This window comes from Streptomyces sp. NPDC004539, assembly GCF_040610055.1.
Lineage (GTDB): Bacteria > Actinomycetota > Actinomycetes > Streptomycetales > Streptomycetaceae > Streptomyces.
The window spans coordinates 343,307-368,219 of sequence record NZ_JBEXLS010000005.1; the positions used below are offsets into that span (position 1 = coordinate 343,307).

Below are 24,913 nucleotides of genomic sequence, written 5' to 3' on the forward strand. Positions count from 1 at the left end.
CTACGCGCCCTCGTACCGGGCCAGTTCGCTCGCCCGGAACGTGGCCCGGTCGTGGACGCCGATGACGTACTTGTCGATGTCCCGGAAGTAGAAGACCCGTTGCCCCAGGTCGTCGGTCAACGGCCCTTTGATCACACCGGCCTTGTAGCGCACCCGCTCATGGAAGTCGTCGAAGTCGTCGACGGTCAGATACAGCACCCCGGACAGTCCGACCGGGGTGTCCGCGAGCGGGGGCAGCCACTCCTTGAGGTCGGCGTTGCTGTGCAGCAGCCCGCAGAACTCGCCCTGGTAGAGCAGGAGATGGACGTCGTCGCCGGGGCGGGCGAGACTGGAGTCGACGTCGAAGCCGAGACTCCGGTAGAAGCCGATGCTGACGGCGGTGTCGCGGACGCTGATGCAGGGCGTGAACGGCATGACGGCCTCCTGGCGTTCGGCGGGACGGAACTACTCTGCGGGGTGCTGCTCGTCGGCGGGATAGAACTGCCGCGCCCATCTCCGGTACCGGCCGATGGGCCCGTCCCCGGGCGCGAGCCGGGGTGTGGGCCGGTAGCGCTGGTACTGCCACACCGGGAGGTCGGGGAGGCTGCCGGCGGCGTGGATCGCGTAGAACACCTCGCGCAGGAGGCGTGCCCCGAGGGCGCCCGCGAGGCCGGTCGACGCGGTCGTGGCCGTCGCCGCGAACCGGAACTGGGTCCGCCAGGGCCCGACCGGGGTGGGCAGCGCGAAGAACCGGGTGCGGGCGCCGGCGAAGGGCAGCGCGCTCTCGATGACGGTGAGCCCGAGGCCGTGGACGGCGAACGTGTACTCGGCGGTGACCCGGCCGAGGCGCGGGAGTGTGCGGACGACCTGGAATCCGCCCGTGCAGACGGGCCCGTCGAACGACGCCTCGGGCTCCTTCGCGAGGGTCGCGCCGTGCAACTGCTCCAGGTGCCCGAAGTCGATGACGTTCTCGGTCATCTGCTGCGGATGGCTGGCGACCTCGTACATCCGCGCCCGGGGCCGCTGCCAGCCCTCGACGGGGATCTGCGGCGGCTCCCACGCCGGAGCGCCGCCCCTGCCGAGCCAGACGAGGACGAGCCCCCCGGTCTCCCGCACATGCAGCGTCCCGAGCGCGGCCCGGGGTACCCCCCGCCCGTACGGCGTCCGCAGGCAGGGGCCGTCGAGGCTGAACGCGAACCGGTGGAACCCGCAGGTGATCTCCTCGCCCGACACGGCGCCCATGACCCCGAGATGCGCCCCGAGATGGGGGCAGTGGGGCCGCAGCGCCCGCAGCACCCCGCTCGCGCCCCGAGCCAGGACGACGTCCTCCTCCCCGAGCCTGCGGGTGAGCAGCGCGCCGGGCCGGATCTCGTGCCCGAGGCCGACGCAGAACCAGCCGTCGGGCAGCGGGAGTTCGGCCTCCCGGGCTGGGGTCGCGCCCCGGCCGTCCCTGAACAGCCTCAGCTGCCTGTTCACCGGCGTCACCACCGCACCGGCAGCTCGGCCAGCCCACCGGTCAGCGTGTCCTGACGGGTCGTCAGCGTGTCGGGGTCCGCGTCGAGGCGCAACTCGGGGAAACGCGAGGTGAGTTGGGTGAGGACCGTGTGGAGTTCGAGCCGGGCCAGGGGTGCGCCCAGACAGTAGCGGGCGCCGTGCCCGAAGGTGACGTGGGCGCCTGCCCGCCGGGTGATGTCGAAGAGGTCCGGGTCGGGAAACGCGTCCGGGTCGTGGTTGGCGGCGCTGTTGCCGAGCAGGACGAGGTCCCCGGCGCGGACGGCGGTCCCGTCGATGTCGAGGTCCTCGCGCGCGTACCGGGGAATCCCGCCGCCCGTCCCCGTCGTCGAGGCGCGCAGGATCTCCTCGACGGCGCCGGGGATCAGCTCGGGGCCGGTGACGAGCGCCCGCCACTGCTCGGGGTGGGCCAGCAGCAGGAGGACGCCGAGGCCGAGGTGGACGACCGTCGTCTCGTGCCCGGCGAACAGCAGGGCCATCGACAGCCCGGCGATCTCGTCGTCCGGGACGCCCTCGGTGGCGGCGAGCCGGGAGAGCACGTCGTCGCCGGGTTCGAGGCGTTTGCGGGCGACCAGCTCACGGCCGTACGCGAAGAGTTCGAGCATGCCGCGCTGGGCGCGGTCCGGGTCGCCGAGGGCGGCGGCGTCGGCGGTGAGCGTGCGGAAGCGGGCGCGGTCCGCGTAGGGGACGCCGAGGAGTTCGCAGACGACCAGGATCGGCAGGGGTTCGGCGAGTGCGGTGTGCAGGTCGGCGGGCGGGCCGAGTGCGGTCAGGTCGTCGAGGAGGCGGGCGGTGAGGGATTCGACGCGGGGGCGCAGGGCCCGCATGTTCCGGGGGGAGAAGTGCGGTTGGAGCAGGGTGCGGATGCGGGCGTGGTCGGCGGCCTCGGTGGCGTGGTTGCCGAGGAGGCCGTTGAAGAGGGTCTCGTCGGTGCGGGCGGCGGTCCGCGGGTTCGGGTGGGTGCGGCCGAGCCGGTCGTCGTCCAGGAGGCCGCGCACCTGCGCGTGGCCGGTGACGAGCCAGGCCGGGTCGCCCGTCGCGGTGCGCACGGCGTGCACGGTGCCCTCGGCGCGCAGTTCGCGCAGCCGGGGCGCGATCCGCAGCGGGCTGCCCTGCGCGAAGGGCAGCCGGGTGACGGCCGGGCTCACTCGGCGAGCGGTCGGCGGGCGACGACCAGGAGGTAGCCGAGTAGGGCGGGGTCCATCAGCGCCTGCGGGTCGAAGTAGCAGCGCGCCTCGATGTCGTCGTCCGCCAGGTCGAGCCCTCGCGCGCGCTCCGCGAGGAGGGCGAACGACCTCGGGACGGTCTCCTCGCTGATGTCGGTCATCTCCACGAACTCCAGGCCCACCGACCTCAACAGGGCGGGATAGCCGTCGAGTTCGGCGAGCGTCGAGCCCATCGCGGCGCGCAGGGACGGGTCGTCGTCGCGGTGCGCGGGCCGCCGGAAGAAGTCGGTCAGCACGAGCCGGCCGCCGGGCTTCAGCACCCGCCGCACCTCCCGCAGCGCCTGCGCCCGGTCCGGCATGTGCGGCATCGATTCGAGGGCGAACGCCGCGTCGAACGTGGCGTCCGCGTACGGCTGCCGCATCGCGTCCGCCTGCTGGAAGACGACCCGGCCGGTGAGCGCGGCCTCTCGCGCCAACACGTCGGCCCGCTCGACCTGTTCACGGCTGACCGAGATGCCGGTCACCCCGGCCCCGGTGCGCCGGGCGATGCGGACGGCCGGGGCGCCGACCCCGCAGCCGACGTCGAGGAGCCGGGACCCGGCGCCGATGCGCAGCCGGTCGGTCATGACGTCGGTGAGCCGGTCCATGGCCTCGTCGTAGGTGAGCGGGCTGTCCGGGGTGTCCCAGTAGCCGAGGTGGGCGTTGAAGCCGTCCCCGCCCGTGAGGCCCGCCGCGAGCACGGTCATGCGGTCGTACATCCGCCCGACCTCCTCGGCCACGGGCACGGTCCGCGCTGTCGCCTGTTCCGCCATCTGTCCTCCACTCGGCTGTGCTGTCCGCATTCCTGTCTCCGGCGCCCGCCCACCGAAACGCCGCCCTCCGCGAGAGGCACCGTCAGGGTGAATCGCTGACGCCGTATGGATACTTCACCGGCCCGGGGCGCACCGGGCGGGGCGCGGACGGGTACGTCCGCGTCCTGCCGTCGACACGAGGAGAGCCCCGTATGTCCGCACCCGCCGACTACCCGTTCAACGAAGGCCCCGGCCTCGACCTGTCCGAGCGCTACGCGGAGGCCCGCCGGGGCCCGGGGCTGCGCCGGGTACGGCTGCCGTACGGCGATCCGGCGTGGCTCGTCACCCGCTACGCGGACGCCCGCAGCGTGCTCGCCGACCCGCTGTTCAGCCGGGCCGCGTGCGTCGCGAACGACGAGCCCCGCGAGGCGCCGGGCCAGGTCAACCGGGGTCTGCTCGCGATGGACCCGCCGGACCACACCCGGCTGCGGCGGCTGCTCGCGAAGGCGTTCACCGTGCAGCGCATGGAGCGGATGCGGCCCGAAGTGCGGGCGCTGGCCGAGCGGTTGGCCGACGACATGGTCGCCGCCGGTCAACCCGCCGATCTCGTCGAGTCGTTCGCGCTGCCGCTGCCCGTCACCGTGATCTGCCGGCTCCTCGGGGTGCCCGAGGCGGACCTTCCCCTGTTCCGCCGGTGGAGCGACGACGCGGTGTCGAGTTCGGTCAGCGCGCAGGAGGCGGAGGCGAGCATCCTCCGGTTCCACGCCTACATGTCCGACCTCGTCGCCGAGCGCCGCGAGCGGCCGGGGGACGATCTGATGACCGCGCTCATCGAGGCGCGGGACAACGAGGACCGGCTCTCCGAGGCCGAGTTGTTCGAGCAGTGCGTGGGTCTGCTGATCGCCGGTCACGAGTCCACCGCCACGTCGATCCCCGCCTTCCTGTACACGCTGTTCCAGCACCCCGAGCAGATGGAACGCCTGCGCGAGGAGCCGGAGTTGATCCCGGCCGCCGTCGAGGAGCTGCTCCGGTACGTCCCGCTGCGGGGCGGTGCCCTCGCCGCCCGGTGGGCCACCCGGGACGTCGAGGTCGGCGGGACGCTCGTGCGCGAGGGTGAGCCGGTCGTCGTCTCGGTGGGGTCGGCGGACCGTGACGCGGAACGCTTCCCCGACCCCGACACCCTCGACTTCGAGCGGCCCGCCAATCAGCACATGGGGTTCGGGCACGGCGTCCACTACTGCCCCGGATCGGCTCTGGCCCGCCTGGAGATCCAGGAGGCCCTGCGCGCCCTGCTGTTGCGGGTGCCCGGACTGCGCCTCGCCGGAGGGCTGGTGTGGCGGTCGCGGATGTCGCTGCGGGGGCTCAGGGAGATGCCGGTGGGGTGGTGAGCGAGGGGCGAGGACGGCGGCTGCGGTTCGACGGCGTCGTCCCGCCCCTGTTCCCGGACTCTTTTGTCTCACCTGCCCGTTCGTGACGTACTCCGCACTCGTTCCCGCAGGGACATCGGGAGGGAGCGAGGGGTGGAGGAGAGGCGGGGGGCCATGCGGGTGTGGGCTCCGGGGAGGGGGTCGAGCTGCCAGCGGGCGACGATCGAGGCGAGGGCGAGGGTCGCCTCGGTCAGCGCGAAGACCTCGCCGATGCACTTGCGGGCGCCGCTGCCGAAGGGGGTGAACACCCCGCGCGAGGGCCGGCCCGCGTCGTCGCCCCAGCGGTCGGGGTCGAAGCGCTCGGGCTCGGGGAAGAGGTCGGCGCGGTGGTGCACGATGTGCGGGCTGTAGAGGACGATCGACCCGGCGGGCAGCCGGTGTCCGGCCAGTTCGGCGGCCCGCGTGGTGATGCGGGTGAACAGCCAGCCCGGCGGGTACAGCCGCAGCGTCTCCATCACGACCCTGCGGGTCAGCTCCAGGCGGGGGATGTCGTCGTGCGTGGCGACCCGGCCGTCGAGGACCGTGTCGACCTCGGCGTGCAGCCGTTCCCGGATGCCGGGGTCGCGGCCGAGCAGGTAGAGCGCCCAGGACAGCAGGGGCGCGGTGGTCTCGCTGCCGCCGAGGTAGAACGTGAAGACCTGGTCGTGGATCTCGTCCTCGGTGAGGCCCTGTCCGTCGTCGTCGCGGACGGCCAGCAGGATCGACAGCAGGTCGCCGTGGTCGACGCCCGCGCGCCGGTAGTCGTCGGTGAGCTGCGCGACGTACCGGCGCAGGCGGGCGCGGGCCCGGTGGAAGCGGCGGTTGCCCGGGGTGGGCAGCCGGTTCAGGACGGACCACGGGAGCAGCATCCGGCGCATCATGCCGGTCATCACGTCGTGCATGCACAGCCGCAGTTCCGCGAACGTCTCGTCGTCGAGTTCGGCGGCGAACAGGGTGCGGGTCGCGAGGTTCGCGGTCAGCTCGTTCATCGTGGCGAGGGCGTCGATCTCCCGGCCCTCGGTCCAGCCGTCGAGCATCGCGGTGATCTCCGAGGACATCACCTGCGCGTACCCGGGGAGCCGTTCTCGGTGGAACGCCGGTTGCAGGAGGCGGCGTTGGCGGCGGTGCTCCTGGTGCGGGCAGGTCGCGAGCCCGTTGCCGGCGACGGTCCGTACGAGGTCGAAGATCGCGCCGCCCTTGTCGAACGTCCGGTCGTCCAGCAGGACCTGGTGGACGAGCCCGGGGTCGCACAGGACGTGGAACGGCACCGGTCCGAGCTTGATCCTCACGAGGTCGCCGTGCGCGGGGAGCGAGGCGAGGAAGGGCAGCGGGTGCCGGGCGAGCGGCAGGGCGTGCCCGAGGACGGGCAGCGCGCCGGGCGCGGGCGCGACCCGGGCGGGGGCGGTGCGTACGGGGGTGACCCGGGCGGCGCCGGTCATGCGCGGTCGCCGTCGCGCACGGCCCCGCCGTCGTCCCGTCTGCGCGCGACCCAGCACCCCATGACCACCTTGCCCTGGAGGCAGCCGTCCCGCAGCGCGGGCAGCGACCGGGCGAGCAGGCTGTCGAAGCCGTCCGCCGTGAGGTCGGGGCGCTCGTCGCCGTCCGCGTACGAATCCGGCGCGGCCGGCGCCCAGTTGGGGCCGGTGTCGCCGTGGTCGTCGTACCGGGAGACGGACTCGACGTCGAAGCCGGCGGCCTCCAGGTACCCCTTCAGCTCGCCGAACGGGATGACGTGCGGGATGGCGAAGCCCTGGCACATGGGCTCCACCCAGCGGGCGTACTCGGCGTCGGTGAGGCCGTCGGCGCAGAACCAGTCGGCGCCGACGAAGGCGCCGCCGGGGCGGATCACCTTGGCGATCTCGGCGTAGACGTGGTGTTTGTCGGGGGCGTAGCAGAGGGCTTCGATGGAGAAGACGCCGTCGAACTCCCCTGCTTCGAAAGGCAGGTTCATCGCGTCGGCCTCGACGAACGTGAGCCGCTCGCTGCCCGCGTGCAGTGCGCGGGCGACCTGGACCTGGTGCCCGCAGATGTTGACGCCGGTCACCTCGGCGCCGGTGTGTGCGGCGACGGTCGCGGCGGGGCCGCCGATGCCGCAGCCGACGTCGAGAAGCCGGGACCCGGCGGTGAAGCGGGCCTGGTCGGCGAGCCAGCGCTGCATCGTGTGCTGGGCGTCGGGGAGTTGCTGGCCTTCGGTGAACCAGGCGAGGTGGAAGGAGTCGGACCAGACGTCCCGGCAGACGTCGGTGACCTGTTCGTAGTAGCGGTCGACGACGCGGGCGTAGTGGTGTTCGCGGCCCGAGGGGGTTCTCACCAGCTCCAGGTATTCGGCGTTGTGCATGCGGGGTCCTTTCGGGAGGCTTCTTCTCAGGAGGCCGGTGCGAGGGTGAAGAATCGTTGCTGCCACAGGGCGTGCAGTTCGGTGCGGGTCTCCTCGGTGAGGGGGCCGACCGGACTGGTGCCGTCCGCCCGCTCCAGCACGGCGAACAGTTCGGGGGACACGGCCGCCCGGGGGCCGGTGGCGTAGTCGAGGAAGATCTCGTGGGTGACGGCGCCCGGTGCTTTCACGGTTCTGACCAGGCGGGTGACGGGACGGAACGTCAGGACGAGGCCGTCGAGGGCGGCCAGGAATCCGGGGCGTCTGCGGACGACGAGGTCGTCGACGACCGCGAGGTCGAGGTCGGTGGTGAGGAGGCAGGTCAGGACGTCCTCGACGCTCTGGACGATCGGTTCGGCGTTGTTGTTCATCGACGTGTTGAGCAGGACCGGGGTGCCGGTGAGGGCGCCGAAGCGGGTGATCAGGCGGTGGACCCGCTCGTTCGCCTCCGCGTCGACGGTCTGGACGCGGGCGGTGCCGTCGACGTGGGTGACCGCGCCGAGGTGCTCGCGGTGTTCGGGGCGGACCCGGACGACGAACGACATGAAGTCGTGGTGCGCGGTGGTGTCGGTGAGGTCGAACCAGGTGCCGGCGGCCTCGGCGGTGACCATCGGGGCGAACGGCCGGAAGCTCTCCCGTTTCTTGATCATCGCGTTGATGCGGGTCCGGTTCTCCGCCGGCCGGGGGTCGGCGAGGATGCTGCGGTGGCCGAGCGCGCGCGGCCCGAACTCCGAACGCCCGTGGGCCCATCCGACGACGGCGCCGTCCGCGAGCAGGCGGGCCGTGGTCCCGACGACGTCCGCCGGGCGCTCGTACTCCACGAGTGCGCCCCATGCCCGGACCGTCGCCTCGACGTCGGATGCGCCGCCGAGCGCGGGGCCGAGGCTCGCGGTCCGCATCCGTTCCTTGAGGCGGATCGTCCCGGACAGCGACTCCTGCGCCAGCAGCGCCGCGCCCTCCGCCGTGCCCGCGTCGTGGGAGGCGGGGTGCACGAACATCTCGGTGAACAGGCCCGAGCGCAGGATCGCGCCGTTGAGGCTGCAATTGTGGGCGACGCCGCCGCTGAACACGAGCCGGGTGTGGCGGGTGGCGCGGCGCCAGTGCGTCAGCACGTGCAGGACGATCCGCTCCAGCATCTCCTGGAGTCCGGCGGCGAAATCCTTGTGGGCCTGTTCCAGGGGTTCGTACGAGCGTCTCGGCGGCATTCCGTGGGCGAAGAACAGGTTGCTCACGTATTCGAAGGCGAGGGCGTGCGGCGGGAATTCGTAATCGCCGTCCGGGCCGAGCGTGTACATCGAGTCGAAAACCGGGCGGTAGGTTTCGGGGTCTCCGTAGGGGGCGAGTCCCATCACCTTGTACTCGTCGCCGAAGCGGAAACCGAGATGCCTGGTGGCGTTCAGGTAGAGCAGGCCCAGCGACTTGTGCATGGCGAATTTCGTCAGGGGCTCCAACTCGCCGCCGGTGGCGCCGAACACGGTTCCGGAGGAGTCCTCGCCCATGCCGTCGAGGACGACGACGAGGGCCTCGGACATGCCGGAGCGGGTGAGGCCGGACATCGCGTGGGCGCGGTGGTGCGAGGCGTGGAAGAGCTTCGCGTCGGGGAGTTCCCAGTTCAGGGCCTCTTGGAGGCGGTCCTTGATCAGCTGCCGCGAGGAGCGGAGGGGGACGGCGGGGTGGTCGGCGTAGAGGCCGTTGAGCATGAGGTCGAGGTACTGCTCGGGGAAGTAGTAGCCGACGGCGTCGATGTCGGCGGGGGTCGCACCGGCCAGTTCGAGACAGGCCCGGACGGCGTTGACGGGGAATTTCGTCGTGTGCTTGATCCGGTTGAGCCGTTCCTCCTCGACCGCCGCGATCAGTACGCCGTCCTGGACTAGGGCGGCGGCGGCGTCGTGGTACATGTACTCGCGCAGACCGGGCACGATATCGGAGTCCTCCGGAGAGAAGTTTCCGTTCAATCCGATCGTCAGCATGTTCGACAACGTAAGGTCGCCGAACATACCCCCGCAATTCGAACAAGAGACGATTCGGCAGCTGTACACGTTCGGCCGAATGCCGCACGTCCGCCGGGAGCCCGGTCCTCCCGCGCAACTCCGGTAACTTTCATGGGATTTGACCCGGTACGTCACATCTTTCGAACTTTGCCCCAACCCGCCTTCTTACGGTCGATACGCTGGGAAGGCACCTCCCTGTCGAAGCGCGCGGAGAGGAAAAGACCCATGCAGGTACTGCCGCACGTGGACTTCTTCGGAACCTGCGAAGAGGCCATCGAGTTCTACCGGACCGCCCTCGGGGCGAAGGTCGAGTCCCTGAGCCGTTACAGCGATCTGCACGCGGACCACGAGGTCCCCGAGGAGCTGGGCCACAAAGTGCACTTCGCCACGCTCAGGATCGGCGAGGGTTTACTGACCTGCGGTGACGTGATGCTGGAGCCCATCGACCACGGCGGCCACTCCATCCTCCTCGTCGTCGACTCCCCCGAGCAGGCCCAGCACCTCTCCGACGCCCTCTCCTCGGGCGACGGCACCGTCCACTTCGACCTCCGCGAGACCTCCGGGGGCGACCAGGCCGCCGGGGTCTACGACAAGTTCGGCGTCCGCTGGTACTTCCACGTGCCGACGGACGACTGACGCGCGACCGGCGGACGGCTCACCGGCGCCCCGGGACCGACCGGCCGCCGGCGTCTGGAGATGAGGCACCGGCCGGGGCGCGTTAGCCTCGACCGGTGGCCGATACGAACCGATTCATCACCAAAAGCGCACAGGACGTGTACGGGGTTCCGGAGGCGGTGCGGGAGCTGTGGCGGGAGGCTCCCGTACGGGAGTTCACCGGCGAGAACGGGGTGAACGGCTGGCTGGTCACCGGGATGACCGAGGTACGGGCCGTGCTGTCCGACCCCGTGTTCAGCCGCGCCGAGGCACGCCGGGCCGGCGCGGTGGACGAGCTGTCGAGCGTCTCGGAGGACAACGCCCCCACGGACTCGCGGCTGCACCGCCTGTTCACGGGCGCGTTCAACGCGGGCCGCAGCCGCGCCACCCGGTCCGGCGTCCGGCGGATGGTGGACGGGCTGCTCGCGCCGCTCGTCGAGGCGGGCCCGACCGCCGACCTCGTCGCCGGGCTGTGCCGTCCCCTGCCGCTCATGGTCGTCTCCGAGATCCTCGGCTGCCCGCCCGGGGACCGGGAGCGCGTCGCCCACTGGGCCGAGCGCGTCACGGCCTTCCGCACGTACCCGCCCGAGGAGTCCCAGCAGGCGTTCCAGGCACTCATCGACTACATGACGGACCTGGTCGGCACGGAGCGCCGCACCCCCGCCCCGGACCCCGACGGCGGGGGCCTCCTCCAGGACCTCGTCACCGCCTGCGACGAGCAACACCTGCTCAGCGAGAAGGAGTTGGTGCACAGCGCCTGCGGTCTCCTCCTCGCGGGCAACGAGACCACCGCCGCCGTCCTCGCCAAGGGTCTGCTCGCCCTGCTCGACAACCCCGACCAACTCGCCGCCCTGCGCGCCGACATGACCCTGCTGCCGGCCGCCGTGCAGGAAGTCCTGCGGTACGTCCCGCTGAGCCCCCGCCCCTACGACGGCCAGGTCCGCGCCACCACGTCCGACGTCGAACTCGGCGGCGTCACCATCCCCGCCGGCGGTGTCGTCTTCGTCAACGCCCCCGCCGCGAACCTCGATCCGGACGCCTTCCCCGACCCGGGTCGCCTCGACATCACCCGCGAGGGCGCCGCCCGTCACGTCACGTTCGGGCACGGCCCGCACTACTGCCTGGGCGCCCAAGTCGCGCGTACGGAACTGGAGGTGGCGTTCGCCGGTGTCCTCGCCGCCTTCCCCGGGCTGGAGTTGGCCGTCCCGGCGGCGGAGCTGGCGCAGACCGACGGCGGGCTGGTCGTCGGGCTACGGGAGTTGCCGGTCACCTGGCGGGATGGCACGGCGGACCGTACCCGTCCATAGTGGGCGAAAGTACCGTGATCGTAAGGAGGACGGAATGACAGACCGGGTCGCCGAGGAGGTCGGGCGGCAGTACGACCGCCTGACCGAGGACCTCGCCGTGTTCATGGGGGACGACCTCCAGCAGGGCTACAGCGCGCACCTCGGCTACTGGGACACCCCGGAGAGCCGGGCCACGTTCCAGGAGGCCATGGACCGGCTGACCGACCTCATGACGGAGCGTCTGCGGATCGGCCCCGGGAGCCGGCTGCTGGACGTCGGCTGCGGAGCGGGCGCCCCGGCGGCCCGGATCGCCCTGCGCACGGGCGCCGAGGTGACGGGCGTCTCGGTGAGCCAGGAGCAGATCGCCCTCGCCGACGCGCTCGCCCGCACACTGTCCCTCACCGACCGTCTGTCCTTCTCCCGCGCCGACGCGATGCGACTGCCCTACCCGGACGCCTCCTTCGACGCGGTCCTCGCCCTCGAATCGATGCAGCACATGCCCGACCGCGCCCAGGTCCTCCGCGAGATGCGGCGCGTCGTGCGCCCCGGCGGCCGGATCGTCCTGACCGACTTCTACGACCGCCTCCCCCCGGTGCCGGTCGCGCCGGAGTCCATGCACGCCACGACCCTCAGCCCCGACGACTACCCTCCCCTGCTGCGCTCCCTCGACCTCCGGCTCGTGGAACTCCTGGACATCACCGCCGAGACCGTCCCCCGCTCGCTCGCCTGCCTGGCCGAGGTCGCACAGGGCCTCGACCTGGATCTGGACGCGGCAGCCGGCCTCGGCTACTACATCGTCGTCGCCACCGCGCACCGCTCTCCGGCGGACGGCCCCGGCGCGCGCGGAGCCGCCTGAAGGCCCGCTGTCAGGCGGCCCCCGCACCGTCCGACGATCAGCCGTCCGGCGATCAGTCCTCCGGTGGAAACACCCCCTCCCCCGTCTCCGCGTCCACGATCGAGATCGCCTCGATCGGGCAGGACTCGGCGACTTCGAGGACCTCCTCGGAGGCGGGCAGCACGCTCTCCCGCGCCTCCCCCTGCCCCCGCTCGTCGAGGACGAACCGGTCGGGTGCGGAGGCCGCGCACAACCCGGTGCGTACGCAGGCCCGTTTGTCGACGGTGACGGCCCAGCGCGCGTCGGCCATCACGCCTCCCCGACGACGAGCGGCAGGGTCTTCCAGCCGCGCACGGTCGAGGTCTGGGCCAACTCGGCGTGCTCCCAGTCGACCTGCCAGCCGGGGAAGCGCTGGAGCAGTTCCTCGGCCGCCACCCGGCCCTCCAGCCGGGCGAGGCCCGCGCCGAGGCAGTAGTGCGCGCCGACGCCGAAGCTCAGGTGCTGGGTGACGCGGTGGATGTCGAACCGGTCGGGCTCGTCGAAGCGCCGGGGATCGCGGTTGGCGGCGGCCTGGACGAACAGGATCGCGCTGCCCGCCGGCACGGTACGGCCGTACAGCTCGACGTCCTGTGTGACATACCGCGCGGTGAACGGGCCCGTCGGCTCGAAGCGGAGCACCTCCTCGATGGCGCCCGGGATCAGCGAGGGGTCGGCGGCGAGTTCGCGGCGGGCCTCGGGATGGCGGGCCATGAGCGCGCCGAACCAGCCGATCAGCCGCCCGGTGGTCTCGTTCCCGGCGCCCGCGACGACCGTGCAGTAGGTGAGGACCTCCTCGTCGGTGAGGGTGCGGGTGACGCCGTTCTCGTCCTCGAACTCGGCGGTCATCAGCTCGGTCATGAGGTCGTCGGAGGGGTGGTCCTTGCGCCAGTCGATGTACTCGCGGAACCCCTCGGTGCTGAGGATCTCCTCGTGGTCGATCTTCCCGGTGCCCTCGGTGTTCAGCGTCTCGTCGGTGCGGTCGCGGAACGTGGGCTGGTCGGACTCCGGGATGCCCAGCAGCATGCCGATCACCCGCATCGGCAGCTCCGCGCCGACCGCCTCCACGAGGTCGAACCGCTCGGCCCCGGTGACCGGTTCGAGCGCGCGCCGGCAGAACGCCCGCACCTGCGGCTCCAGCGCGGCGAGGCGGCGCGGGGTGAACAGCCGTGCCAGCAGCCGCCGGTGGATGTCGTGGACCGGCGGGTCCTCGAAGATCAGGGTCCCCGGCGGGAGTTCGACGTCCGCCTGGACGATCTCCAGGATGTCGCCCCGCGCGGAGGAGTACGTCCGCCAGTCGGCCAGGCCGCGCTGGACGTCGGCGTGCCGGCTGACGGCGTAGAAGTCGTGGGTCTCGTTGTGGTAGAGCGGGGCCTCCTCGCGCAGGCGGGCGTAGATCGGGTAGGGGTCCTGGGCGAGGGCGGGGTCGTAGGGGTCCCAGTAGAGCGTCTCGGCGGCAACGGCCATGGTGCGTCTCCTACTTGAGCGATTTATCGGCCGAACGGCGGGCGCGGGCCCGCTACTTGAGCAGGGCGCCCGCGTCGACCGGCAGGGTCGCGCCGGTGATGAAACGGGACTCGTCGCAGGCGAGGAAGAGGACGGCGTGGCTGACGTCCTGGGCCTCCACCCAAGGGGTCGGCAGGACGTGCATCCCCTGCGAGACGGCCGCGAAGTCGTCGGCGGTGGGGTGTTCCAGGTCGGGGCGGAACATCCGGTAGGTCGCGTCGTGCATCACCATCGGCGTGTTGACCTGGGTGGGGTGGAGGGTGTTGACGCGGATGCCGTGCGGCCCCAACTCCCTTGCCAGGCTGCGCATCAGGCCGACGACACCGTGTTTCGCGGCGATGTAGTGGCCGATGTTCTCGTACCCCTTGAGCCCGCCGACGGAGCTGGTGAGGATCAGCGAGCCGCCCCGGCCGCCGGCCACGAGGTGCGGGATCGCCACCTTCGCCGACAGCCAGACACCGGTCAGGTTGACGTCGATCATGTCCCGCCAGGTCTTCTCGCGCATCGCGTCGAGCGTCGCCCCGTCGCTGCCGAGGCCCGCGTTGGCCACGACGATGTCGAGCCGCCCGAACTCGGCGACCCCGCGGTCGACGGTGTCCTTGAGGGCGTCGTGGTCGCGGACGTCCGCCTTGACGGCGACGATCCCGCGGCCCGTCTTGCGCACCAGCTCGGCGGTCTCCTCCAGATCCTCGGGGGTGGACATGGGGAACGTGACGCCGTCGAGCTGTTCGCAGACGTCCACGGCGATGATGTCGGCGCCTTCCTCCGCGAGCCGCACGGCATGGCTGCGGCCCTGACCGCGCGCGGCTCCGGTGACGAAGGCGACCTTGCCTTCCACTCGTCCGGGCATGACTGTGCCTCGATTCCTCGGTACGACGACAGGGGTGCGGGAGAGGTGCGCCGCCGGCCGGGAAAAGGGGGGTGCTGAACAAGTGTTTAACACCGGCCCGGAGAGCCGTCAAGGACAATGGCGCGCATGACCGCACCCCGCCGCATGGGCAGCGAGAACTCCGAGACACGGCACCGCCTGCTCGACATCACCCAGCGTCTGATGCTCAAGGAGGGGTACGCCGCCGTCGGCGTCCGGCGCGTGGCCCGCGAGGCGGGAGTGGCCCCGGCCCTCGTCCTGTACTACTTCCGCACGCTCGACGACCTGTTCCTCGCGGTGCTGCGCCGGCTGGCCGACCAGGAGTACGAGGCCCAGGAGCGCGCCCTCGACCCGGCCCGACCCCTGCGCTCGCTCTGGGAGTTGTCGAGCCGCCCCGGTGCCGCCCTGATCACCGAGTTCACGGCGCTGTCCAACCACCGCAAGGAGATCCGCGCGGAACTCGCCGCGCACTCCGACCGGTACCGGCGGGCCCAGATCGAGCTGGTGGCCCGGCGGTTCGCGCAGGCGGGCACCGGGTTCCCCGAGGTGCCGCCGGCCGCGATGGTCGTGCTGACGACCGCGCTCGCCCGGATCATCGGACTGGAGGAGCAGATGGGGCTGACGACGGGGCACGACGAGGCGCGGGAGCTGATGGAACGCCTACTGCGGCTCGCGGAGGGCCCACGGGAGCCCGGCGAGCGGGAACCCGACCGGCAGGAATCTGACGCACGAGAACCCGGCGGCCAGGAACCCGGCACAGGGGACTAGTAATCTCCGTGAGCGAGAACTACATTCTCACCCGGAGAGAGGTGCACCGTCCCGATCGAGGATGCCATGACCCTTCGCGTCGTCCAGTGGTCCACCGGCACCATCGGCCTGCGCTCCCTGCGCGCCGTACTCGGCCATCCCCACTTGACGCTGGCCGGCGTCCACGTCCACTCACCCGACAAGTCGGGCCTGGACGCGGGTGAGTTGTGCGGCTCCGGCCCGACCGGCGTCACCACGACGACCGAGCTGGACGACATCCTGGCCCTGTCCCCCGACTGCGTGCTCTACATGCCGCACGCCCCCGACCCCGACGACCTGTGCGCCCTGCTCGCCTCGGGCGCGAACGTCGTCACGACGACGGGCGGCTTCCACCATCCGCCGAGTATGGACCCGGCGTTCAGGGAACGCGTCGAGGACGCCTGCAAGCGCGGCGGCACCTCCCTGCACAGCACGGGCAGCAGCCCCGGCTTCATCACGGAGGCGGTACCCCTCGTCCTGGCCTCCCTGCAACGGCGATTGACGAAGCTGACGATCCACGAGTACGCCGACCTGTCCAGGCGCCCTTCCCCGGGGCTCCTGTTCGACGTGATGGGCTTCGGCCGACCAGCGACCGCCGCGTACGACGAACACCGCCTGGCCCACCTCACGTCGAGCTTCGGCCCGTCCCTGCGCCTGGTCGCCGACGCCCTCGGCCTCCCCCTGGACGACCTGCGGGCGAGCGGCCAACTGGCCCTGGCAGAAGGGGCGTCGACGATCGCGGCTGGGACCCTCGAAGCCGGCACGGTCGCCGCGCAGCGCACGACGATCACCGGTCTCCGCGACGGCCGCCCCTTCCTGGAGTTCAACTCCACCTGGTACTGCACCACCGACCTCTCCCCCGCCTGGGAGCTGCGCCCCACCGGCTGGCGGATCGTCGTCGACGGCGACACCCCGCTGGACGTGGACCTCACCTTCCCCGTCCCGCTGGACCGGCTGGCGGAGGTCTCCCCCGGCTACACGGCCCACCGCGCGGTGAACGCGGTCCCGGCCGTCTGCGCGGCGGCGCCCGGCATCCGTACGACGGTGGAACTGCCGTTGTTCACGGCGGCCCTGGGCTGAACAGCCCAGGGCCGGGGCCCTACTTGAGCTTCTGCTTCATCTCGTCGAGCCGGGTGAGGATCGGGAACCCGCTCACGCTCAGCGCGTTGCCGTGTCCCGTCTGGTGGATGTCGAACACCGCCTGGAGCGCGGCGTAGAACCCCTGGACGTCCTGCGTCTGGTTGACGGCCCGCTTGGCCTGCCGCAGCCCGAACGAGGGCATCGCGGCGATCTGCCGTGCCAACTCCAGGGCGGACGCGTCGAGTTCACCGAGGGGTACGACCCGGTTGACCATCCCCACCTGTTCGGCCTCCCGCGCACTCAGTGGACGCCCGGTGAACAGGATCTCCTTGGCCTTGCGCGCCCCCAACTCCCAGGTGTGCCCGTGGTATTCGACGCCGCCGATGCCCATGTGGACGACGGGGTCGGAGAACTCGGCGTTCTCGGCGGCGACGATCAGATCGCAGGGCCAGCAGAGCATGAGCCCGGCGGCGATGCACTTGCCCTGCACGGCGGCGACGGTCGGCTTCGGGATGTTCCGCCACTTCAGCGCGTACTCCAGATACCGGCGCGTCTCCGCGTCGTAGATCCACTCCAGGGTGATCTCCCCGGGCCCCGGCCAGCGGTCCTTGAGGTCGTGCCCGGCGGAGAAGTGCCGCCCGTTGGCCCGCAGGACGATCACCTTGACCCCCTCGTCGCGGGCGGCGCGGGTGAGGGCGGCGTCGAGGTCGTCGAGGAGGGCCATGGTCTGGGCGTTGGCGGCCTCGGGGCGGTTCAGGGTGACGACGGCGACCCCGTCGTCCCCGGCGTCGTACAGGATCTGGTCCATGACCGGCGTCCTCTCACTGTCGCGGCAGGCCGAGGATGCGCTCGGCGATGATGGTGCGCTGGATCTCGCTGGTGCCGCCAGCGATCGTCCCGGCGAAACTCCGGGCGTACCGCTCGAACCAACTCGCGCTGAACGCCTCGTTGTTCATGTGGTGGTACGGCCCGGTCCGCGCCGGATGCGGCAGCCCCTCGGCGCCGTGCGCCTCCAGCGCGTGCAGCGAGGCGCTCTGCACCGCCTCGGAGCCGAACAGCTTGAGCACGGAGATCTCGAACGGGTTCCGGTCCGGGCCGAGTTGGCGGTAGCCGAGGAGCCGCAGCGCGGTGAGGTCCATGAGGAGGGTGGCGTACCACTCCTGTCCCGCGCCGACGTCGGCGGCGTCCCGGACGAGTTCTTCGAGCCGTTCCGCGTACGACAGCCACAGCAGCGTCCGCTCGTGGCCCAGCGAGCCGTTGGCGACCTTCCAGCCCTCGCCGAGCGGCCCGACGAGGTTCTCTCGGGGGACACGGACGCCGGTGAGGAACACCTCGTTGAAGTCGAGGTCGTCCTCGGCCGCGATCGACCCGAAGGGCCTGCGGACGACGCCTTCGGTGTCCGTCGGGATCAACAGGGCGCTGATTCCCCGGTGTTTGGGCGCGTCGGGGTCGGTGCGGACGAACGTGAGGAGGACGTCGGCGTCGTGGGCGCCGGAGGTCCAGATCTTCTGGCCGTCGACGACGAACACGTCGCCTTCGAGGCGCGCCCTCGTCCGCAGGGACGCGAGGTCGGAGCCGGCCTCGGGTTCGCTCATACCGAGCGCGGCGGTGGTCTCGGCGCGCAGGATCGGTACGGCCCAGCGGCGTTTCTGCTCCTCCGTACCGAAGGTGAGGAGGGAGGCGGCGATGATGCCGAGGCCCTGCGGGTTGAAGCTGTGGTAGATGCGGCGGCGGGCCAACTCCTCCAGGTGGGCGAGCTGTTGGGGGAGGGTGGCGTGCTGTCCGCCGTACTCGGGGGGCTGGCCGGGCAGCAGCCAGCCGTGGTCGAAGAGGGTGCGCTGCCAGTCGCGGGCCCAGCCGGGGACGTCGGCGCTGGAGCGGGAGCGTTCACGCGCGTCGGCTTCGGCGGGCAGGTGCGCGTCGAGGAACGCGGTGAACCGGTCGCGGAACGCGCTGACTTGAGGGTCGTCGGCGAGCTTCATACGGGGAGCAGTGCCTTCCTGTGGACGGAGGCGGTGCCGAGCAGCAGATCGCAGGACTGGGCGCGTTTCAGGTGGAGTTGGAGTTCGTTCTCCCAGGTGAAGCCCATCGCGCCGAAGAGCTGGAGGCCGCCGCGCAGGACGGTGCGCTGGCACTCCCCCGCCGCCGCCTTCGCCATGTGGGCGGCGCGGGTGCGCTGCGGGTCGTCCTCGGCGATGGTCAGCGCCGCGTAGTGGGTGAGCGCGCGGGCGCGTTCGATGGCGACGTGCATGTCTGCGGCCTGGTGCTGGACGGCCTGGAAGGAGCCGATCGGGTGCCCGAACTGGTGGCGCCGCTTGACGTGTTCGAGCACCAGGTCCAGCACCCGGCGGCAGGCGCCGACGGCGGTGGCGGCGAGTCCGGTGAGCGCGAGGTCGGGGACGCCGGTGGCGAGCGGGCGGGCGTCGACGTGGGCGACGTGCAGCCGGGGGTCGAGGACGGGGACGCGCTGCGCGGCGAGCCGGTGGCCGGGGACGACCACGACGCCCTCGGGGGTGAGGAGCGCGATCTCGTCGGCGCGGTCGGCGTCGAGGACGTAGCGCCCGATGCCGTCGAAGACCGCCGTACCACTGCCCTCGGGCAGGCGGCCGGCGAGGGGGGCGAACCAGGTGGCGGTGGCGAGGAACGGGGTGGGGTCGGCGGCGTACCCCAACTCCTCCAGTATCAGGGCGAGTTCGAGGGGTGGCGCGTCCAGCCAGCCCAGGCTCAGATAGGTCTCCCACTGCTGTCGTTCGGGGCGTTCACGCACCTTCGCGACCGTCTCGCGCACCGTGCGGCGCAAGAGCCGCTGCTCCTCGTCGAGTTCGAACTCCACGTCCGTCCTCCGCATCCTGAGCCACTGCCGGACAAGCTGTGCGAGAATAGCATTCTCCATTATGGGAAGTAAGAGTCTCGCAGCCGACAGGAGGGTCCCTCGCCGTGGACTTTGAGCTGACCGAGGACCAGGAGACGATCCGCAAGGCGGTCGCCGGTCTCCTGCGCGACTTCGACGACCGCTACTGGCAGGAGCACGACCGCGACCACGCCTTCCCCGAGGAGTTCTACGCCGCGATCGCGGGCGGCGGCTGGCTCGGCATCACGATCCCGGAGGCGTACGGCGGGCACGGCCTCGGCATCACCGAGGCGAGCATCCTCCTTGAGGAGGTGGCCCGTTCGGGCGGCGCGATGAACGCGGCCAGCTCGATCCACATGTCCATCTTCGGCATGCACCCGGTCGTCGTGCACGGCTCCGAGGAGCTGAGACGCCGTACGCTCCCCCGGATCGCGCGCGGCGACCTGCACGTCTGCTTCGGCGTGACCGAGCCGGGCGCGGGCCTGGACACGACGCGCATCGCGACGTACGCGCGGCGCGACGGCGACCACTACGTCGTCAGCGGGCGGAAGGTCTGGATCTCCAAGGCCGTCGAGTCGGAGAAGATCCTTCTCCTCACCCGCACCACCCGGCTGGAGGACGCGGCGAAGCGCACGGACGGCATGACGCTGTTCCTCACCGACCTCGACCGCTCCCGCGTCGAGGTCCGCCCGATCGCCAAGATGGGCCGCAACGCGGTGACGTCGAACGAACTCTTCATCGACGAACTGCGCGTGCCCGTCGCGGACCGGGTCGGCGAGGAGGGCCAGGGTTTCCGCCATCTCCTCGACGGCCTCAACCCCGAGCGCATGCTGATCGCCGCCGAAGCCCTCGGCATCGGCCGGGTCGCGCTGGACCGGGCGGTGCGGTACGGCCGTGAGCGCGAGGTCTTCGGCCGCCCGATCGGCATGAACCAGGGCATCCAGTTCCCGCTGGCCGACTCCCTCGCCCGGCTGGACGCCGCCGAGCTGGTGCTGCGCAAGGCGACCTGGCTGTACGACAACGGGCGGCCCTGCGGGCGGGAGGCCAACACCGCCAAGTACCTGTGCGCGGACGCCGGTTTCACCGCCGCCGACCGCGCGCTCCAGACCCACGGGGGCATGGGGTACGCCGAGGAGTACGACGTCGCCCGGTACTTCCGCGAGGCACGGCTGACGCGGATCGCGCCGATCAGCCAGGAGATGGTCCTGAACTATCTGGGCGAGCACGCGCTGGGACTACCGAGGAGTTACTGATGACCTTGTTCGACCTCACCGGCCGATCCGCCCTCGTCACCGGTGCCGCCGGTGGCATCGGCGCGGCCGTCGCCGGGGCGCTGGCCCGGGCGGGCGCGTCCGTGCTGGTCACGGACGTGGACGGGGACGCGGCGGCGGCCGTCGCGGGCAAGCTGTCCGCCGCCGGGCTGATCGCCGACGCCGCCCGGCTGGACGTCCAGGACCGGGCGCAGGCCGAGGAGGCGGCCTCCCGAGCCGCGGCCCTGACCGGCGGAACCCTGCACGTCCTGGTCAACAACGCCGGGGTCACGGCCCCCGCGATGTTCGAGAGGCTCTCGGAGGACTCCGTGCGCCGCCTCGTCGACATCCATGTCCTCGGCGCCTTCCACTGCGCGCAGGCCGCGCTCCCGTTCCTCGCCGAGGACGGCACGGGCCGCATCATCAACGTCACCTCGTCGGCGGGCCTGACCGGCACGCTCGGCCAGGTCAACTACTCGATCGCGAAGGCCGGCATCATCGGCCTCACGAAGTCCCTGGCCCGCGAGCTGGCCCGCCGGAGCATCCTCGTCAACGCGCTCGCCCCGCTCGCCGCCACCCCGATGACGGCGACCATCCGTACCGACCCCAAGTTCGCGGACCGCATGCTCGCCCGCATCCCCCTGGGCCGCTGGGCCGAACCCGACGAGGTGGCGGGGGCGTTCGTCTTCCTCGCCTCCGACGCGGCCTCCTTCGTCACCGGCCAAGTCCTGCCCGTGGACGGCGGGTTGGTCATGTGACAGGGCACCGGCCGCTGTGTCGAATGGTCCGGCCGGAAGCTGTCGCACGACGAGAGGCCCGACCCGTGCCCGACGCCGAACCCCGTTCCGCCGTACCGAAGTTCGGGACGCTCACCGTGCCCAAGGCGTCCGATGTGCTGGCCGCCGAGGTGCGGGAGCGGATTCTCTCCGGGGAGCTGAGCGAGGGCACGCTCCTGCCCGCTGAACGGCAGTTCGTGGAGCAGACGGGGCTGAGCCGGGCGACCGTGCGGGAGGCGCTGCGGGTGCTGGAGGCGGAGCGGCTCGTGGAGATCCGGCCGGGGCGCGGGGGCGGGGCCTTCGTGCAGCGCCCCGGGCGGGAATCGGTCGCCGGCGCCGTCCAGTTGGTGATCCGGGGGCAGTGCATCCGCCCCGACGCCCTGCACGAGACCCGCGAGGCCGTCGAACCGGCCTGCGCGGCGCTGGCGGCCGTCCACCGCACGGACGCCGACCTCGCGGAACTGGACGCCGCCTACCGGGAGTTGACCTCCGCAGGGTCCGACGTCGCGCGTTTTCTGCGGGCCGACGTCCACTGGCACGACGCCGTCGCGCGCGCCGGCCGCAACGAACTCCTCATCGGTTTCGTCAGCGCCCTCTCCGAGGCCATCCACGCCGCGACCGGCCTGGAGCCCTTCCTCGACACCGGCACCCGCGAGGCGACGGTCCGCGCCCACGCCGGTGTGACGGAGGCGATCCGCGCGGGGGACGCGGAGGCCGCGCGGCGCCGGATGAGCCGGCATGTGTGCGGGCTCGCTCGGGTGGGGGGCTCCACGCACGGCAGCTCCCCGAACGACGGCTCCGCAAACGAGAATTAGATTCTCTATTTTACGCAACGCCATTGACAGAATCGGTCCGGCCTTTCCTATCATCGGCGCCATGACCGACGTGAGCCCCGTCCTGACCGTGGCCGCCGACGGCGATGTCCGTGTCGTCACCCTCAACCGCCCCGAGCGCCTCAACGGCGTGTCGGAGGAGCTGCACCGCAGGCTGTCGGAGGTGTGGAGAGAGCTGGCGGACGACGGGAAGGCGCGCGCCGTCGTACTGACCGGAGCCGGCCGGGCGTTCAGCGCGGGCGGCGACTTCGACCATCTGCGCCGCCACCACACCGACCCGGAGCTGAGGGAGCGCTCGATCCGGCTGGACCGGATCATCCAGACGGAGATGATCCGCTTCCCCCTGCCGGTGATCGCGGCGGTCAACGGCCCCGCCGTGGGCCTGGGTTGCAGCCTCGCCCTGGGCTGCGACCTGGTCCTGATGGCGAGGGACGCCTACCTCGCGGACCCGCACGTCTCGGTGGGCCTGGTCGCGGGCGACGGCGGAGTCACCCTGTGGCCGTGGCTGACGAGCCTGCTGAGGGTGAAGGAGTACCTGTTCACCGGCGACCGCATCCCCGCCCCGACCGCTGTCGAACTGGGCCTGGCGAACCGGGTGGTGGCGCCCGAGGCCCTCATGGACGAGGCCCTCGCCCTGGCGCACCGCCTCGCCGCCCAGCCCGCCGAGGCCCTGCGCGCGACGAAGGCCGCGCTCGCGGCGGTGGTCGAACAGGTCTCCCGGGGCGGCATGGAGGCGGCCCTGCTCGCCGAGCGCGCCACGATGACGAGCCCCGACCACATCCGGATCGTCGAGCAGCTCGCCCGCAAGGGGGACTGAGCGTGCAGCCGGAGGAGTTCACGCTGGTCCGCGATCTGATCCGGTCCTTCGCCGCCCGCCACACGGTGGCCTCGGCGGACGAGATCACCCCCAAGTCCCGCGAGACGGCCCAGGATTCGCTCGACTCCCTCGGCCTGGAGGGACTCCACGAGGCCGCCACCGTCCAGGAACGCGCCCTGCTCGCCGAGGAACACGCCCGCACCCCCCTGACGACCTCCTTCCTCGGGACGACCCTCCTGGCCCCCGAACTCCTCCGCCTCACCGGCACCGAACTCCCCGGCCGCCCCACCCTCGCCGTCACGGACACCCTCGCCTGGGACTGCGACGGAGCCGACAGCGCCCTGCACGTCGACCCCCGAGGCACGGTCATCCTGCGGACGCTGGGCCCACCGGCACGCACGGCCGACCTCCTGCGCACCACCCGAACTCTCACAGCCCGAACCCTCACCACCCCGACCCCCACACCCCGATCCCTCACCGCACCACCCCTCACCACCGCCCCCGAACCCCTCGCCCGCCTCACCCCCGACGCCCGACACCACTGGCACGCCTACACCTTGGTCATCGTGTCCAGCGAACTCACCGCCACCGCCCGCGCCTTGGTCGGCCACGCCACCGCCCACGCCCGCGACCGCCACCAGTACGGCCGCCCCATCGCCTCCTTCCAGGCCGTCCAGCACCTGTTGGCCGACGCCACCGTCCTCGTCGAGGCGTGCACGAGCGCCACCCGGTACGCCGCCTGGTGCCTGGACCACGAACCCCCGGCCCACGCCCTGCGGGCCGCCCGCGTCGCCAAGGCGGAGGCCAACTCCTCGGCCGTGGAGGCGGTGTACGCGGCGATGCAGGTGTTCGGCGGCATCGCGCAGACCTGGGAACACCTGGCCCACCTCCACCTCCGCCGGGTCCTGGTGGACGCCGCTCTCTTCGCCGGCACCCCGGACCTCCTGTCCGCCCTGGCAGCCCCGGAGGCGACCCGATGACGGACGACACGCCCCTGCACTTCGGCGACCCGGCCGACCTGGAGGCCCTCCGCCACGACTTCCGCGCCTGGCTGGCGGACCATCCTCTCCCCGAACGCGCCCCGGACGAACCGGTCCCGCACTTCCTGCACCGCTGGCACCGGCAGCTCCACTCCGGCGGCTGGGTCGGCCTGGACGTCCCCGAGGAGTACGGCGGCCACGGTCTGACGGCCCTTCACCAGGTGGCGATCAGCGACGAGTTGGGCGCGCTCGGCGCCCCCGGCGTCCCCCGTGTCGGCTACCTCGCCCACGCCCTCCTCAAGTTCGGTTCCGAAGCCCAGCGCCGCACCCTCCTGCCCCGCATGCTCTCCGGCGCCGACGTCTGGTGCCAGGGCTTCAGCGAACCCGGCGCGGGCTCCGACCTGGCCGGCCTCAGCACCCGCGCGGAACGCGGGCCGGACGGCCACTACACGGTCAACGGGCAGAAACTGTGGACGAGTTACGCCCAGTACTCCGACCGGTGCCTGCTGCTGGCCCGCACCGACCCCGAAGGCCCCCGGCACACGTCGATCACCGCCTTCGCCCTCCCCCTGGACCGGCCCGGCGTCACCGTCCGCCCCCTGCGCGCCGCCAACGGCGACGACGAGTTCTGCGAACTCTTCCTGGACGACGTCCGGCTGGAACCCCACGAACGGGTGGGCGCCGAGGGCGACGGCTGGCCCCTCGCCATGACGACGGTGTCGTACGAACGCAACGCCCTCGACACCGGCCACCTCTCCAAGTACCGGCTGCTGATCGGGCGCCTGCGCGCCGAGACCCGCGAACGCGCCCTGCCCGACGGCCTGTTGTCGGAGATCGGGCGCTGCGTGGTCGACTACGAGGTCCTCGTCGCGCACGCCCGCCGCCGCACCGCCGAACGCCTCGCGGGCCGGCCCGCGGGACCGGAGTCCTCGGTGGACAAGCTGCTGATGACACGCGCCGAACAGCGCCTGTACGACACGGCGTTGAAGGTGTTCCCCGGGGAGGTGACCGGCCCCGGCGGCGAGGTGTTCGGCGACTACCTGTACTCCCGGGCCGCGTCCGTCTACGGCGGGACCTCCCAGATCCAGCGCGACATCATCGCCAAGCGCCTGCTGCGCCTGAACGGAGCCTGAAGC

The 24,913-nt window shown here is 72.0% G+C and carries 25 protein-coding genes; 12 read left to right on the forward strand and 13 right to left on the reverse strand.

What is annotated here, in order from left to right; all coding sequences use genetic code 11:
- The 4 genes from ABZX85_RS13315 to ABZX85_RS13330 are packed head-to-tail and all read right to left on the reverse strand — an operon-like array spanning window position 1 to window position 3,469.
- A complete protein-coding gene (locus ABZX85_RS13315) occupies window positions 1-414 on the reverse strand; it encodes a VOC family protein (protein WP_355866213.1) in 414 nt (137 codons plus the stop codon).
- Between the two features lie 30 nt (window positions 415-444).
- On the reverse strand, window positions 445-1,455 hold the full coding sequence (locus ABZX85_RS13320) for a Rieske 2Fe-2S domain-containing protein (protein ID WP_355866216.1): 1,011 nt from the start codon (window positions 1,453-1,455) through the stop codon (window positions 445-447).
- Between the two features lie 5 nt (window positions 1,456-1,460).
- Window positions 1,461-2,639, reverse strand: a complete 1,179-nt coding sequence (locus tag ABZX85_RS13325) for a cytochrome P450 (protein ID WP_355866219.1) — start codon at window positions 2,637-2,639, stop codon at window positions 1,461-1,463.
- Entirely contained in the window at window positions 2,636-3,469 is an 834-nt protein-coding gene (locus ABZX85_RS13330; RefSeq protein WP_355866222.1) for a methyltransferase domain-containing protein, read from the reverse strand. The genes ABZX85_RS13325 and ABZX85_RS13330 overlap by 4 nt, the downstream gene beginning before the upstream one ends.
- A gap of 191 nt (window positions 3,470-3,660) precedes the next feature.
- Here ABZX85_RS13330 and ABZX85_RS13335 point away from each other — a divergent pair, with 191 nt between their 5' ends.
- On the forward strand, window positions 3,661-4,836 hold the full coding sequence (locus ABZX85_RS13335) for a cytochrome P450 (RefSeq protein ID WP_355866225.1): 1,176 nt from the start codon (window positions 3,661-3,663) through the stop codon (window positions 4,834-4,836).
- A gap of 68 nt (window positions 4,837-4,904) precedes the next feature.
- Here the strand turns inward: ABZX85_RS13335 and ABZX85_RS13340 are convergent, their stop codons facing one another.
- Genes ABZX85_RS13340 through ABZX85_RS13350 form a run of 3 tightly spaced genes read right to left on the reverse strand, consistent with a single transcriptional unit; the run spans window position 4,905 to window position 9,198 of the window.
- Window positions 4,905-6,293, reverse strand: a complete 1,389-nt coding sequence (locus ABZX85_RS13340; RefSeq protein WP_355866228.1) for a cytochrome P450 — start codon at window positions 6,291-6,293, stop codon at window positions 4,905-4,907.
- Complete coding sequence (locus tag ABZX85_RS13345) at window positions 6,290-7,192, reverse strand: methyltransferase domain-containing protein (RefSeq protein WP_355866231.1); 903 nt, start codon at window positions 7,190-7,192, stop codon at window positions 6,290-6,292. Before ABZX85_RS13345 ends, ABZX85_RS13340 begins: the two co-directional genes overlap by 4 nt.
- Before the next feature lie 26 nt (window positions 7,193-7,218).
- Window positions 7,219-9,198, reverse strand: a complete 1,980-nt coding sequence (locus tag ABZX85_RS13350) for a carbamoyltransferase C-terminal domain-containing protein (RefSeq protein ID WP_355866234.1) — start codon at window positions 9,196-9,198, stop codon at window positions 7,219-7,221.
- A gap of 246 nt (window positions 9,199-9,444) precedes the next feature.
- On the opposite strand from ABZX85_RS13350, the gene ABZX85_RS13355 reads away from it, so the two are divergent.
- From ABZX85_RS13355 to ABZX85_RS13365, 3 genes are all read left to right on the forward strand, one after another.
- Complete coding sequence (locus tag ABZX85_RS13355; protein WP_355866237.1) at window positions 9,445-9,855, forward strand: VOC family protein; 411 nt, start codon at window positions 9,445-9,447, stop codon at window positions 9,853-9,855.
- A 95-nt stretch (window positions 9,856-9,950) separates the two neighbouring features.
- Window positions 9,951-11,180, forward strand: a complete 1,230-nt coding sequence (locus tag ABZX85_RS13360; protein WP_355866240.1) for a cytochrome P450 — start codon at window positions 9,951-9,953, stop codon at window positions 11,178-11,180.
- 34 nt (window positions 11,181-11,214) lie between these two features.
- Window positions 11,215-12,015: a methyltransferase domain-containing protein gene (locus tag ABZX85_RS13365; protein WP_355866243.1), complete on the forward strand. Its 801-nt coding sequence runs from the start codon at window positions 11,215-11,217 to the stop codon at window positions 12,013-12,015.
- 52 nt (window positions 12,016-12,067) lie between these two features.
- Here ABZX85_RS13365 and ABZX85_RS13370 read toward each other — a convergent pair whose 3' ends face one another.
- From ABZX85_RS13370 to ABZX85_RS13380, 3 genes are read right to left on the reverse strand one after another with little or no spacing between them, the layout of a single operon-like run.
- Entirely contained in the window at window positions 12,068-12,304 is a 237-nt protein-coding gene (locus tag ABZX85_RS13370) for a ferredoxin (RefSeq protein ID WP_355866246.1), read from the reverse strand.
- Window positions 12,304-13,497: a cytochrome P450 gene (locus ABZX85_RS13375; RefSeq protein ID WP_355866249.1), complete on the reverse strand. Its 1,194-nt coding sequence runs from the start codon at window positions 13,495-13,497 to the stop codon at window positions 12,304-12,306. Before ABZX85_RS13375 ends, ABZX85_RS13370 begins: the two co-directional genes overlap by 1 nt.
- Window positions 13,498-13,549: 52 nt before the next feature.
- Window positions 13,550-14,386 (reverse strand): mycofactocin-coupled SDR family oxidoreductase, encoded by an 837-nt coding sequence (locus ABZX85_RS13380; RefSeq protein WP_355866252.1) that lies wholly within the window; start codon window positions 14,384-14,386, stop codon window positions 13,550-13,552.
- Between the two features lie 126 nt (window positions 14,387-14,512).
- Between ABZX85_RS13380 and ABZX85_RS13385 the strand changes: the two genes are divergently transcribed.
- A complete protein-coding gene (locus ABZX85_RS13385; protein WP_355866255.1) occupies window positions 14,513-15,172 on the forward strand; it encodes a TetR/AcrR family transcriptional regulator in 660 nt (219 codons plus the stop codon).
- A 66-nt stretch (window positions 15,173-15,238) separates the two neighbouring features.
- Window positions 15,239-16,270 (forward strand): dihydrodipicolinate reductase, encoded by a 1,032-nt coding sequence (locus tag ABZX85_RS13390; protein WP_355866256.1) that lies wholly within the window; start codon window positions 15,239-15,241, stop codon window positions 16,268-16,270.
- A gap of 19 nt (window positions 16,271-16,289) precedes the next feature.
- Here ABZX85_RS13390 and ABZX85_RS13395 read toward each other — a convergent pair whose 3' ends face one another.
- From ABZX85_RS13395 to ABZX85_RS13405, 3 genes are read right to left on the reverse strand one after another with little or no spacing between them, the layout of a single operon-like run.
- The gene (locus tag ABZX85_RS13395; RefSeq protein ID WP_355866259.1) at window positions 16,290-17,078 is read right to left on the reverse strand and encodes an enoyl-CoA hydratase; all 789 of its coding nucleotides are present in this window, start codon (window positions 17,076-17,078) and stop codon (window positions 16,290-16,292) included.
- A gap of 13 nt (window positions 17,079-17,091) precedes the next feature.
- Complete coding sequence (locus ABZX85_RS13400; protein WP_355866261.1) at window positions 17,092-18,252, reverse strand: acyl-CoA dehydrogenase family protein; 1,161 nt, start codon at window positions 18,250-18,252, stop codon at window positions 17,092-17,094.
- Window positions 18,249-19,103 carry an acyl-CoA dehydrogenase family protein gene (locus ABZX85_RS13405; RefSeq protein WP_355866264.1) on the reverse strand — a complete coding sequence of 285 codons (855 nt, stop codon included), beginning with the start codon at window positions 19,101-19,103 and terminating at the stop codon, window positions 18,249-18,251. The genes ABZX85_RS13400 and ABZX85_RS13405 overlap by 4 nt, the downstream gene beginning before the upstream one ends.
- Window positions 19,104-19,207: 104 nt before the next feature.
- Between ABZX85_RS13405 and ABZX85_RS13410 the strand changes: the two genes are divergently transcribed.
- The 6 genes from ABZX85_RS13410 to ABZX85_RS13435 all read left to right on the forward strand — a co-directional run bounded on the left by ABZX85_RS13410 (window position 19,208) and on the right by ABZX85_RS13435 (window position 24,910).
- A complete protein-coding gene (locus ABZX85_RS13410; RefSeq protein ID WP_355866267.1) occupies window positions 19,208-20,374 on the forward strand; it encodes an acyl-CoA dehydrogenase family protein in 1,167 nt (388 codons plus the stop codon).
- Window positions 20,374-21,129, forward strand: a complete 756-nt coding sequence (locus tag ABZX85_RS13415; RefSeq protein ID WP_355866270.1) for an SDR family NAD(P)-dependent oxidoreductase — start codon at window positions 20,374-20,376, stop codon at window positions 21,127-21,129. The genes ABZX85_RS13410 and ABZX85_RS13415 overlap by 1 nt, the downstream gene beginning before the upstream one ends.
- Before the next feature lie 65 nt (window positions 21,130-21,194).
- A complete protein-coding gene (locus tag ABZX85_RS13420) occupies window positions 21,195-21,962 on the forward strand; it encodes a FadR/GntR family transcriptional regulator (RefSeq protein WP_355866273.1) in 768 nt (255 codons plus the stop codon).
- A 61-nt stretch (window positions 21,963-22,023) separates the two neighbouring features.
- Entirely contained in the window at window positions 22,024-22,797 is a 774-nt protein-coding gene (locus ABZX85_RS13425; protein ID WP_355866276.1) for an enoyl-CoA hydratase/isomerase family protein, read from the forward strand.
- Window positions 22,798-22,799: 2 nt separating this feature from the next.
- Window positions 22,800-23,777: an acyl-CoA dehydrogenase family protein gene (locus ABZX85_RS13430; RefSeq protein ID WP_355866279.1), complete on the forward strand. Its 978-nt coding sequence runs from the start codon at window positions 22,800-22,802 to the stop codon at window positions 23,775-23,777.
- Complete coding sequence (locus ABZX85_RS13435; RefSeq protein ID WP_355866282.1) at window positions 23,774-24,910, forward strand: acyl-CoA dehydrogenase family protein; 1,137 nt, start codon at window positions 23,774-23,776, stop codon at window positions 24,908-24,910. The genes ABZX85_RS13430 and ABZX85_RS13435 overlap by 4 nt, the downstream gene beginning before the upstream one ends.
- The last annotated feature ends 3 nt before the right edge of the window (window positions 24,911-24,913 follow it).

Excerpts from the sequence above, each read along its gene's own strand:
- ABZX85_RS13315 (WP_355866213.1), bottom strand. The coding sequence starts at position 414 with ATGCCGTTCACGCCCTGCATCAGCGTCCGCGACACCGCCGTCAGCATC.
- ABZX85_RS13330 (WP_355866222.1), bottom strand. The coding sequence starts at position 3,469 with ATGGCGGAACAGGCGACAGCGCGGACCGTGCCCGTGGCCGAGGAGGTC.
- ABZX85_RS13335 (WP_355866225.1), top strand. The coding sequence starts at position 3,661 with ATGTCCGCACCCGCCGACTACCCGTTCAACGAAGGCCCCGGCCTCGAC.
- ABZX85_RS13340 (WP_355866228.1), bottom strand. The coding sequence starts at position 6,293 with ATGACCGGCGCCGCCCGGGTCACCCCCGTACGCACCGCCCCCGCCCGG.
- ABZX85_RS13345 (WP_355866231.1), bottom strand. The coding sequence starts at position 7,192 with ATGCACAACGCCGAATACCTGGAGCTGGTGAGAACCCCCTCGGGCCGC.
- ABZX85_RS13350 (WP_355866234.1), bottom strand. The coding sequence starts at position 9,198 with ATGCTGACGATCGGATTGAACGGAAACTTCTCTCCGGAGGACTCCGAT.
- ABZX85_RS13355 (WP_355866237.1), top strand. The coding sequence starts at position 9,445 with ATGCAGGTACTGCCGCACGTGGACTTCTTCGGAACCTGCGAAGAGGCC.
- ABZX85_RS13365 (WP_355866243.1), top strand. The coding sequence starts at position 11,215 with ATGACAGACCGGGTCGCCGAGGAGGTCGGGCGGCAGTACGACCGCCTG.
- ABZX85_RS13370 (WP_355866246.1), bottom strand. The coding sequence starts at position 12,304 with ATGGCCGACGCGCGCTGGGCCGTCACCGTCGACAAACGGGCCTGCGTA.
- ABZX85_RS13375 (WP_355866249.1), bottom strand. The coding sequence starts at position 13,497 with ATGGCCGTTGCCGCCGAGACGCTCTACTGGGACCCCTACGACCCCGCC.
- ABZX85_RS13380 (WP_355866252.1), bottom strand. The coding sequence starts at position 14,386 with ATGCCCGGACGAGTGGAAGGCAAGGTCGCCTTCGTCACCGGAGCCGCG.
- ABZX85_RS13385 (WP_355866255.1), top strand. The coding sequence starts at position 14,513 with ATGACCGCACCCCGCCGCATGGGCAGCGAGAACTCCGAGACACGGCAC.
- ABZX85_RS13390 (WP_355866256.1), top strand. The coding sequence starts at position 15,239 with ATGACCCTTCGCGTCGTCCAGTGGTCCACCGGCACCATCGGCCTGCGC.
- ABZX85_RS13395 (WP_355866259.1), bottom strand. The coding sequence starts at position 17,078 with ATGGACCAGATCCTGTACGACGCCGGGGACGACGGGGTCGCCGTCGTC.
- ABZX85_RS13400 (WP_355866261.1), bottom strand. The coding sequence starts at position 18,252 with ATGAAGCTCGCCGACGACCCTCAAGTCAGCGCGTTCCGCGACCGGTTC.
- ABZX85_RS13415 (WP_355866270.1), top strand. The coding sequence starts at position 20,374 with ATGACCTTGTTCGACCTCACCGGCCGATCCGCCCTCGTCACCGGTGCC.
- ABZX85_RS13425 (WP_355866276.1), top strand. The coding sequence starts at position 22,024 with ATGACCGACGTGAGCCCCGTCCTGACCGTGGCCGCCGACGGCGATGTC.
- ABZX85_RS13435 (WP_355866282.1), top strand. The coding sequence starts at position 23,774 with ATGACGGACGACACGCCCCTGCACTTCGGCGACCCGGCCGACCTGGAG.